Genomic DNA, 9,990 nt, shown 5'->3' with positions numbered 1-9,990 from the left:
GTCAGGCCGCCTTTCGTGTGCTGCGGACCGTCGCTGCGAGGGTCTCGGCGGCCAGCTCCGCCATGGAGAGCGTCGGGCCACCGAGGACGGCGCCCAGCGTGGCGGCGAGGCCGAGCCGGACGGGGCCGGTCTCGCAGTCGACCACGACACTCGCGACCCCGGCCGCGGCCAGCAGTCCCGCGGCGGCGTGGGCGTCGGCCAGTGAGGCGCCGCCCCGAGGGCCGGTGGCGCGGCCGTCGGTGACGACGACGAGCAGCGGCCGGCGCTGCGGGTCCCGGACGCGCTCCACCCGCAGCACCTCATGGGCTCGCAGGAGTCCGGCCGCCAGCGGGGTACGGCCACCGGTGGTCAGGCCGGTGAGCCGGGCGGCAGCGGCGTCCACGGACCAGGTGGGTGGCAGCGCCAGGTCGGCGCCCGCTCCCCGGAAGGTGACCAGTCCGACCTTGTCCCGCCGCTGGTAGGCGTCGAGCAGCAGGGAGAGGACGGCGCCCTTCACCGCGCCCATCCGCGCCCGGGCGCCCATCGAGCCGCTGGCGTCGACGACGAAGAGGACGAGGTTGCCTTCCCGTCCCTCGAGCGTGGCCTGGCGGAGGTCCTCCCGGCGAACCTGCAGCCCCGGGCCGGTGCGACCGCGGGCCCGCTGGTGCGGGGCGGCGGCGAGCACGGTGTCGGTCAGGTGCAGCTTCGTGACCGTGCCAGAGGGGTGGGTCGAGCCCACGACCCGGCCACGCTCGGAACGGGCGCGCGAGCGGCGGCCGGCCGCGCCGGAACCGATGCCCGGGACCTCCAGCCGCCGGGCGCGGAACGGGTCGGACGGCGTGACCGCGGCGCGCTCGGGCGCGGCGCCGGCCTCCGTGGAGCCGGCTCCCTCACCGCGGGGTGCGGACGAGGGAGGGTGCGCCTCGGTACCGCTGTCGGCGCCCGGAGGCTCCGTCGTCCCGGTGTCCCCGGACGGACCGGAGGGCGAGCGCGGGGCACCGCCGTCGGCACCACCGTCGGGACCGTCGCCATCCGGGCCGCTGTCGTCGGGGCCACTGTCGTCGGGATCGTCGCCGTCCGGGCGGGCATCGGACAGGGCCTGCTCCAGCGTGTCGTCGTCCAGACCCGGCGCGTCGAACGGGTTCCTGCGTCGACGGTGGGGCAGTGCCAGCCGAGCGGCGACCCGGACGTCCTCCTCGGTGACCGCATCCCGACCGCTCCAGGCGGCGTGCGCGATGGCCGCGCGGGCGGTGACGATGTCGGCGCGCAGGCCGTCCACGTCGAATGCGGCGCAGACCGCCGTCACCTGGCGCAGCGCGTCGTCGGAGAGGGCGACGTGCGGGAGGCGGTCGCGGGCGTCGGCGATGCGTGCGGCCAACTCCGCCTCCTGCGTCGCCCACGTGTCCGCGAAGCCGGAGGGGTCGGCGTCGTAGGCGAACCGCCGACGCACGACCTCGGCTCGCTGCGCCGGGTCCCGCGGTGCGATCACCTCGACGGTGAGCCCGAACCGGTCCAGCAGCTGGGGGCGGAGCTCGCCCTCCTCGGGGTTCATCGTCCCGACGAGCAGGAAGCGGGCCGCGTGCCGCACCGAGACGCCCTCGCGCTCGACGTAGGCCCGGCCCAGCGCGGCCGCGTCCAGGAGCAGGTCGACCAGGTGGTCGTGGAGGAGGTTGACCTCGTCCACGTAGAGGACGCCGCGGTGGGCGGCGGCGAGCAGGCCGGGCTCGAAGGCCTTGACGCCCTCTGTGAGCGCCCGCTCGAGGTCGAGGGCCCCGACGACCCGGTCCTCGGAGGCGCCGACCGGAAGCTCCACCAGCCGGGCCGGGCGCGTCCGTCCCGCCGCGTCGGCATCGTGCGGTCCGTCCGGGCAGTCCAGGTCCGGCGCAGCCGGGTCGCAGGCGAACCGGCAACCGGGGACGACCGCAACCGCCGGCAGGACCGCGGCCAGAGCGCGCACCGTGGTCGACTTCGCCGTGCCCTTCTCGCCGCGCACCAGCACGCCGCCGACGGCGGGGGAGACCGCGTTGAGCAAGAGGGCCAGCCGCATGTCGTCCATGCCGACGACGGCGCCGAAGGGGTAGGTCACGCGGGGTATCCGCGCATGGCACGCGTCCTCTCCCCGGGTGTCCACGCCCGGAGGTGGCAGGGACGACGGCTGGAGTTTCCTGGCTCCCGGATCTACGCCCGTCCCCGACCTTCCCGCTCCGCACCGGGCAGGACCCGTGCCGAGCAGTGGCCGAACATGGGGACGGACTCCCCGGTCACAGTGGCGGGACCGCGCCGGAATCTCACCGGGCTTCCTCCACTGCCGTCGCGTGTGGCCCGGCTATGACACCACGCCGGCCCGGCCGTCGTCACCCCGGCCCCGGTGGCAGCAGTGCAGGCAGCGGCAAGGGTGCCGAACCGGCCACGGGGTGGCCGCGTCGCCGATCGGCCAGCAGCATGGCGGCGGCGCCGAGGAGAAGGCCGGCCCCGATCGGGGCGTCCATCGCCGGTCATCGTGTCAACCGGTCTGCCAGGCCGGGTGCCTAGGATCGCCCGACGTGCGTGCAGACGAGCGGGACGAGCGGGCGCCCGTAACCGTCGTGGGCGTCGGCGCCGACGGCTGGGACGGCCTGTCCCCCGCCGCGCGGCGCGTGATCGCGCGGTCCGACGTGCTGCGCGGCAGTGCCCGCCAACTGGGCCTGATTCCCGACGACGTCGGCGCCGAGCGGGTTCCCTGGCCATCGCCGATGGGTCACGCGCTGGCGACGTTGACCGACGCGCATCCCGGTCGCCGGGTCGTGGTGCTGGCCAGCGGTGACCCGATGCTGTCCGGGGTCGGTGCCTCTCTCGTGCGGCTCCACGGACCGGGCTCGGTCGACGTCCTCCCGCATCCCTCATCCGTCTCGCTGGCCTGCGCGCGGCTGGGCTGGGCGGTCGAGGAGACCACCGTCGTCTCCGTCGTCGGACGGTCGCTGGACCTGCTCACGCCGCACGTGACTCCCGGGAGGCGGCTGCTCGTGCTGGGCTCCGACGGCGCCACCCCGGCCGAGGTCGCCGGGTTCCTGACCCGCCACGGCTACGGCTCCAGCCGCGTCATCGCACTCGCCCAACTGGGAGGGCCGGCGGAGCGTGCGGTCATCGGATCGGCCGCGGACTGGCCGCACGGAGTGATCGATCCGCTGGTGGTGACCGCCGTGGAGGCCGTGGCGGATCCGGGCACCGTGCCGCTCCCGACCGTGCCCGGGCTGCCCGACGCCACGTTCGAGGACGACGGCCAGCTGACCAAGCGCGAGGTCCGTGCCGTCACCCTGGCCCAGCTCGTGCCCCTGCCTGGACAGCTGCTGTGGGACGTCGGCGCGGGCGCCGGCTCGATCGGCATCGAGTGGATGCGGATCCATCCGTCGTGCCGGGCGATCGCGGTCGAGTCGCAGTCTGATCGCGTGCGTCGCATCGGGCAGAACGCCACCCGTCTCGGAGTGCCGGGCCTGCAGGTCGTCGAGGGGCGGGCCCCCGGTGCGCTGAGGGGCCTGCCCGCGCCGGATGCGGTCTTCGTGGGAGGTGGGGCCACGACGCCGTCGCTGCTCGAGACCTGCTGGGCGGCGCTGCCGGCAGGTGGCCGCCTCGTGGTCAACGCCGTCACCGTCGAGAGCGAGGCGGTCCTCGCCGGCTGGTACTCCCGGATCGGTGGCGATCTGGTGCGTCTCGGTGTCCAGCGGGCGGGACCCGTGGGGAGCTTCACCGGCTGGAAGCCGTCGATGCCTGTCACGATCTGGTCCGTGGTTCGGTGAGGCCATGACCGTGCACTTCATCGGAGCAGGCCCGGGAGCCCCCGATCTCGTCACCGTCCGGGCTGCCCGCATCATCGCCGGCGCGCCGGTCTGCCTCTACGCCGGCGCCCTGGTGCCCCGCGAGCTGCTGGAGACGGCGCCGGAGGGTGCGAGGCTGGTCGACACCGCCGACCTCGACCTCGACCAGATCACCGCGGAACTCGTGGCGGCCCACCAGGCGGGGCTCGACGTCGCCCGGCTGCACTCCGGCGACCCGTCCATCTACAGCGCGATGGCCGAGCAGATGCGCCGGCTGGACGCCCTCGACGTGCCCTACGACGTCGTCCCGGGCGTCCCCGCGTTCGCCGCGGCCGCCGCCTCGCTCAAGCGGGAGCTGACCGTCCCCGGGGTGGGGCAGACGGTGATCCTGACCCGCACGTCGGCCCGATCCACCCCGATGCCGCCGGGGGAGGACCTGGCCACGCTCGGAGCGTCGCGCGCCACCCTGGTCCTGCACCTGGCTGTGCAACGGATCGCCGAGCTCGTGCCCGAGCTGGTGCCGAACTACGGAGCGAACTGTCCGGTGGCCGTGGTCGCCCGTGCCAGCCGGGACGACGAGCTGGTCCTGCGCGGCACGCTGGCCGACATCGCCGAGCAGGTGGAGGCCGCCGGGGTGAGGCGCACGGCGGTCGTCATCGTCGGCTCGGTTCTGGCGGCGGGGTCGTTCCCCGACAGCCACCTGTACTCGACGACGAGATGCCGTTAGGCCCGGCCGACGACGGTCCCGGAGCGGTCGATCACCACGACGTCGACCTCGACCGGCGCGCCGCGGAGCACGCCGAGCGCGGTATCCCGGGCACCGGTCGCGACCAGATCGCCCAGCGGCAGCCCGACGGCCTGACACTGCTGCAGCGCGTCGAGCGCGGTGTTGGCACCCCGCACGCCCTCGACCAGTTCCAGGGAGCCGCCGGCGTCGCGCACCATCGTGGCGAGCGCGTCCGGCGACACCTGCGAGCGGGCGGAGTGCAGGTCGAGGTGGCCGTCGGCGAGCTTGGCCAGCTTGCCGATGCCACCAGCGATCGTCAGCCGGGGCACCGGGTGCCGGCGCAGGTACTTCAGGACCGCACCGGCGAAGTCGCCCATGTCGAGCAGCGCGTCCTCGGGCAGGCCGTGCAGCTCGCTCACCACCCGCTCGCTGGTGCTGCCCGTGCACCCGGCCACGTGCCGGTGTCCGGCGGCGCGCGCGACGTCGATACCGCGGCGGATCGAGTCGATCCAGGACGAGCACGAGTACGGGACGACGACGCCCGTCGTGCCGAGGATCGACAGCCCGCCGAGGATGCCCAGCCGCGGATTCCAGGTCCGGCGGGCCAGCTCCTCGCCGTTCTGCACCGAGATCTCGACGACGAGGTCGCCGGTTCCGCCGTGCCGGGCGGCGACGGCCTCGACGTGCTCCCGGATGAACTGCCGCGGCATCGGGTTGATCGCGGGCTCGCCGACCGGCAGCGGCAGACCTGGCTTGGTCACGGTGCCGACCCCGGCGCCGGCCCGGAACGTGACGCCGGTGCCCGCCGCGCCGTGGGTGACACGGGCCGAGACCAGTGCACCGTGCGTGACGTCGGGGTCGTCGCCGGCGTCCTTGACGATGCCCGCGCTCGCGGCGCCGTCCTCGATGAGCTCGGTCGCCAGGGCGAACGACGGGTGCTTGCCGTTCGGCAGGTCGACGGTGACCGGGTCGGGGAAGTCGCCGGTGAGCAGCGCGGTGTACGCCGCGGTGGTGGCGGCGGTCGCGCAGGCGCCCGTCGTCCAGCCGTAGCGCAGGCCGGTGCTGCCCTCCCTGCCCGCGGTCGTCACCCAGCCAGTTTGCACGCCGGCCCTCGACCGCCTGCAGAGCGCCGATATGCGCACGACGGCGGTATCCGGGCGATCCATACCCGCCGCCATGCGCACATCGGCGGGGCCGGTGCCCGATGACCGGGCGGGTGCTGGTGCTCGGGGGCACCGGTGAGGCCCGGCGGCTGGCCGCCGCGCTGGTCACCGCGGGCGTCGACGTCGTGAGCTCGCTGGCCGGGCGGGTGGCAGATCCGATGATCCCGGAGGGTGATGTCCGCATCGGCGGCTTCGGTGGCGTCGCGGGCCTCGTCGGCTGGCTGCGAGCTGCACCGATGGCCGCGGTCGTCGACGCTACGCACCCGTTCGCGGCCACGATGACGGACTCCGCGGCGGAGGCCGCACGCCTCACCGGCGTCCCGCTGCTACGACTGCAGCGACCGGGCTGGGTGGCGCAACACGGCGACGACTGGCGGTGGGTCGACTCGCTCGAAGCCGCCGCGGCGGCCGTCGGTGGGTTCGGCTCGGTCTTCCTCACCACGGGCCGGCACGGCGTGGGCGCGTTCGCGGGACTGAACGGCCCGTGTCTCGTCCGGTCGGTGGACCCACCGGCCCCGCCGCTGCCCCCGCGGACGACGGTGGTGCTGGCGCGCGGGCCCTTCACCGTGGAGGACGAGCTGGCGCTGATGCGGCAGCACGAGGTGGACGTCGTCGTCACCAAGGACAGCGGCGGAGCCATGACGGCCGCGAAGCTCACCGCCGCCCGCCAGCTCGGCCTTCCGGTCGTGCTGGTCCGCCGCCCTCCGCTGCCGGCCGGGCTGGCCGTGGTCGGGACCGTCGACGAGGCGCTCGCCTGGGTGGGGTCTCAGGCAGGGTAGGTGCGCGGCGTCCACACCGCGCCGGCCGGTCCGACCCGGGTCTGCGACGAGCCGACCAGCACGAGGCAGCGCATGTCGACGGTCGCGGGGTCGAGGTCGCCCAGTGTCGTCACGGTCAGCTGTTCCTCCGGGCCCCCGACGTCCCGGCCGACGACGACGACCGTGTCCGCAGAGCGGTTCTCGAGCAGCACCTTCTGCGCCTCGCCCAGCTGGTGCGGGCGGTGCTTCGAGCGGGGGTTGTAGATCGCGATGACCAGGTCGGCTGCCGAGGCGTGGCGGAGCCGGTCCACGACGACGTCCCACGGCTTGAGGACGTCGGACAGCGACAGCACGCAGAAGTCGTGGCCGAGTGGGGCCCCGACCCGGGCGGCCACGGCCTGGGCGGCGGTCAGGCCGGGCACGACGCGAACGCGGACGCCGGCGAACTCGGGCCGGCCGGCGACCTCCAGCACCGCGGCGGCCATCGCGAAGACGCCCGGGTCGCCGCTGGAGACGACCGCGACGCGCCGTCCGGAATGCGCCAGCCGCAGGGCGTGGGCGGCGCGCTCGGCCTCGACCCGGTTGTCGCTGGGGTGGCGCTCCTGCCGGGGGTTCGGGGGCACCCGGTCCAGGTAGGGGCCGTATCCGACGAGCACGTCGGCGGCGGCGAGGGCGTCGGCCGCCTCCGGCGTGGTCCAGTTGCGCGAGCCGGGGCCGAGCCCGACGACGACCACCTCGCCGCCGTGGCCGTCACCCGCCCCCGGTCGGTAGAGAGGCGGAGCGCCGGAGGTCAGCGGACTGGGCAGCAGCGCGAGGGAGAAGTACGGCACGCTCGCCGGATCGACGTCGGCGAGCGGCATCGTGCGCTGCCGGCCGGTCGTGGCCCGCTCGACGTAGAGGGCGCGGTCGAGCAACCCGGCGCGGTCGAAGGCCTCGCGGACCTCGGGGAAGGTCCGGCCGAGCTTCAGCACCGCTGCGGAGTCCGTGGCGGCCAGCCGCTCGGCCAGCGCATCGGCACCCAGGGTGCCGGGGAGCACGGTGAGCACCTCGTCTCGCTCGACCAGGGGCCGGCCGACCGCCGCCGCGGCGCCGCTCACGCTGGTCACGCCGGGCACGACCTCGGTGGGGTAGCGGTGCGCGAGTCGCTTGTGCATGTGCATGTACGAGCCGTAGAAGAACGGGTCGCCCTCGGCCAGGACGACGACGTCCCGTCCGGCGTCCAGGTGGGCGGCCAGCCGTGCGGCCGCGGACTCGTAGAACTCGTCGATGGCGCCCTGATAGCCCCCGGGGTGGTCGGTGGTCTCGGTGGTCACCGGGTAGACGAGGAGCTCCTCGATCTGGCCCTCGCGGAGGTAGGGCGCTGCCACGCCGCGCGCGACCGACCGTCCGTGCTGCGCGGCGTGGAACGCCACTACGTCGGCTGCGCCGATCAACCGGGCGGCTCTGATCGTGAGCAGCTCAGGGTCGCCGGGGCCCAGCCCCACGCCGTACAGCCGGCCGGTGCTCATTCGGCGTCGCTCGCGATCGCGTTGACCGCCGCCGCCGTGATGGCGCTGCCGCCCCGACGCCCGCGGACGACGAGGAACTCGAGGTCCGAGGCGGCGAGGGCGTCCTTGGATTCGGCGGCGCCGATGAAGCCGACCGGGATGCCCAGGACGGCGGCCGGTCGGGGCGCGCCCGCCGCGACCATCTCCAGGAGGTGGAACAGCGCGGTGGGGGCGTTGCCGATGGCGACGACGGCGCCGTCGAGCCGGTCGCGCCACAGCTCCAGGGCCGCAGCGGTCCGGGTGGTGCCCAGCTCGGCAGCGAGTCCGGGTGTTCGTGGGTCGTTCAGCGTGCAGACGACGTCGTTGTCCCGGGGCAGCCGGCGGCGGGTGACCCCCGAGGCGACCATCTCGGCGTCGCACAGCACCGGGGCACCGGCGTCCAGGGCCTGGCGCCCGCGGTGCACCACGTCGGGGGAGAAGGCCAGGTCCCGTACCAGGTCGACCTGCCCGCAGGCATGGATCATCCGGACGGCGACCCGGGTGACGTCGTCGGGCAGCCCGGCGAGGTCCGCCTCGGCGCGGATGGTGGCGAACGACTGCCGGTAGATCTCGGCGCCGTCCTTCTCGTACTCGTGGATCACGTGCGCGCGTCTCCGTCGACTCGGTGGCGGCGCGGAGGAGCGCCGTGCGGGGCGAGGCTACGTCGCGGCGATCCGGTACCCGTCACCCGTCGCGACGACGTCCACGACGTCCCTCTGCGGGCGCCCGCAGCGCCGCTCGCACCCCGACCAGTGCTGGCGCACGTCCCGTAGAGGCAGCGTGCCGGTCGCGACGGCCCGCGCCGCGTCACCGCGGACGTCGGCCAGCGACTTCGCGCATCCGGGTCGCCCGGCGCACGCGGTCACCGCGAGCCACGGGCTGGCGGGGTCGAGGACGAGACCGGCGGCCGACAAGCTGGCGGCCGCTGCGGCACCGGTCAGGTCCGGCACGACGACGCTGCGCCACGGCGTCACCTGTAGTTCCGTGACGGCCGTGTCGGCGAGCAGTTCCGCCTGGTGTGCGGTGAGCCGGCCGAGCGGGACGACGGCGACGAGCGCGGTGCGCCCGTCGTCCTGGGGAACGGCACCGGCCGGGCCGGTCGGAGGCGCCGGCGCGACCGCCACCCGAGCGCTCGTCGAGTCACCGAGGGTGGCGGCGACCCGCACCGGCCCCTCGGCCAGTTCCACCAGGCGCCACGCGGTGGCGCCCTGGACAGCGCGCTCGCGGTGGAAGGCACGGGTCGCGGCGAGCGCGAGACCGACGGCGCCGTCCGGTGTCGTGCGCACCCCGCTGTCGACGCCGGCCAGGAGCAGGGCCACGGTGCTGTCGTCCAGGCCCAGCAGGCCGACGTCGGCGCCGAGCCCGGCGACGTCCCCGCGGCCGTCGTCGAAGGCGGCGAGGTACCGGCCGGGCAGCTCGGCGAGTTCTGGATCGGCGCACAGCCGGGCATCGAAGTCGGAAACCCAGGGGCGGACGTCGAGCAGCCCGCCGGTGCGGCCGCTCAGCACGCTGGCCAGCACGTTGCGCACCCGCTCGTGCGTCTCGCTGGGGAGCAGACCCGCGGCGGCGAGGCGGCCACCCAGCTCGCGCTCCGCGCCCGGGGGCAGCCCGCGCAGCTGCAGATTGCCGCGGCTGGTGAGTTCCAGGGCGCCGTCGCCGAGATCCCGGGCAGCAGCGCCGAGCACCCGGAGCTGCACCGCGGTCAGAACCCCGCCCGGGACGCGAATCCGGGCCAGGCCGCCGTCGGCCGCCCGGTGCACCTGCAGGGCACCGGGGCAGGCGTCGGGGCGAGCGCGGGGAGGGCGATCCTCGGCCGGTCCGGATGTCATCGCGCCGGCGAGGTTACTGCCTCGCGCCGAGGGCAGCTCGGGCCCGGGCTCCGGTGATCGCAGTCGCCGGGTACGGTCGGCGTCATCACGTCAGTCAGCGAGGAAGCCGGTGAGAATCCGGCGCGGTCCCGCCACTGTGAGCCCGGGAGACCGGGGGAGCCAGACACTCCGGCTGCCGTGCCCGACGACCCGGGGCGCGGACCCCGAGTGAGGTAGC

Annotated in this window: 9 protein-coding genes and 2 riboswitches; of the genes, 3 read left to right on the top strand and 6 right to left on the bottom strand. The window is 75.3% G+C overall.

Going from position 1 to position 9,990, the window contains the following annotated elements:
- Window position 1 precedes the first annotated feature (1 nt).
- Together FHU33_RS17315 and FHU33_RS26255 are read right to left on the bottom strand one after the other, a co-directional pair.
- Window positions 2-2,065, bottom strand: coding sequence for a putative cobaltochelatase (locus tag FHU33_RS17315; protein ID WP_142026445.1), 2,064 nt, complete (start codon window positions 2,063-2,065; stop codon window positions 2-4).
- Between the two features lie 72 nt (window positions 2,066-2,137).
- Window positions 2,138-2,282: riboswitch (cobalamin riboswitch) on the bottom strand.
- Window positions 2,283-2,333: 51 nt separating this feature from the next.
- Window positions 2,334-2,468, bottom strand: a complete 135-nt coding sequence (locus FHU33_RS26255) for a hypothetical protein (RefSeq protein ID WP_281281657.1) — start codon at window positions 2,466-2,468, stop codon at window positions 2,334-2,336.
- Between the two features lie 54 nt (window positions 2,469-2,522).
- Here FHU33_RS26255 and cbiE point away from each other — a divergent pair, with 54 nt between their 5' ends.
- Together cbiE and cobM are read left to right on the top strand one after the other, a co-directional pair.
- Entirely contained in the window at window positions 2,523-3,752 is a 1,230-nt protein-coding gene (gene cbiE, locus FHU33_RS17310) for a precorrin-6y C5,15-methyltransferase (decarboxylating) subunit CbiE (protein WP_142026444.1), read from the top strand.
- A gap of 4 nt (window positions 3,753-3,756) precedes the next feature.
- A complete protein-coding gene (gene cobM / locus FHU33_RS17305; protein WP_142026443.1) occupies window positions 3,757-4,497 on the top strand; it encodes a precorrin-4 C(11)-methyltransferase in 741 nt (246 codons plus the stop codon).
- Here cobM and FHU33_RS17300 read toward each other — a convergent pair.
- Window positions 4,494-5,585, bottom strand: coding sequence for a cobalt-precorrin-5B (C(1))-methyltransferase (locus tag FHU33_RS17300; protein WP_211355165.1), 1,092 nt, complete (start codon window positions 5,583-5,585; stop codon window positions 4,494-4,496). The genes cobM and FHU33_RS17300 overlap by 4 nt on opposite strands.
- A 116-nt stretch (window positions 5,586-5,701) precedes the next feature.
- Between FHU33_RS17300 and FHU33_RS17295 the strand changes: the two genes are divergently transcribed.
- Window positions 5,702-6,439: a cobalt-precorrin-6A reductase gene (locus tag FHU33_RS17295; protein WP_142026441.1), complete on the top strand. Its 738-nt coding sequence runs from the start codon at window positions 5,702-5,704 to the stop codon at window positions 6,437-6,439.
- Here FHU33_RS17295 and FHU33_RS17290 read toward each other — a convergent pair.
- From FHU33_RS17290 to cobG, 3 genes are read right to left on the bottom strand one after another with little or no spacing between them, the layout of a single operon-like run.
- On the bottom strand, window positions 6,427-7,926 hold the full coding sequence (locus FHU33_RS17290; protein WP_142026440.1) for a precorrin-2 C(20)-methyltransferase: 1,500 nt from the start codon (window positions 7,924-7,926) through the stop codon (window positions 6,427-6,429). The genes FHU33_RS17295 and FHU33_RS17290 overlap by 13 nt on opposite strands.
- Complete coding sequence (locus FHU33_RS17285; RefSeq protein WP_246063762.1) at window positions 7,923-8,546, bottom strand: precorrin-8X methylmutase; 624 nt, start codon at window positions 8,544-8,546, stop codon at window positions 7,923-7,925. Before FHU33_RS17285 ends, FHU33_RS17290 begins: the two co-directional genes overlap by 4 nt.
- Before the next feature lie 57 nt (window positions 8,547-8,603).
- Window positions 8,604-9,773, bottom strand: coding sequence for a precorrin-3B synthase (gene cobG, locus FHU33_RS17280; RefSeq protein WP_142026439.1), 1,170 nt, complete (start codon window positions 9,771-9,773; stop codon window positions 8,604-8,606).
- Window positions 9,774-9,829: 56 nt separating this feature from the next.
- Window positions 9,830-9,967: riboswitch (cobalamin riboswitch) on the top strand.
- The last annotated feature ends 23 nt before the right edge of the window (window positions 9,968-9,990 follow it).

Origin of the sequence: Blastococcus colisei (genome assembly GCF_006717095.1) — a bacterium.
Lineage (GTDB): Bacteria > Actinomycetota > Actinomycetes > Mycobacteriales > Geodermatophilaceae > Blastococcus_B > Blastococcus_B colisei.
The sequence above is the reverse complement of the archived record's forward strand: the minus strand, read 5'-3'. Positions and strand labels throughout refer to the sequence as shown.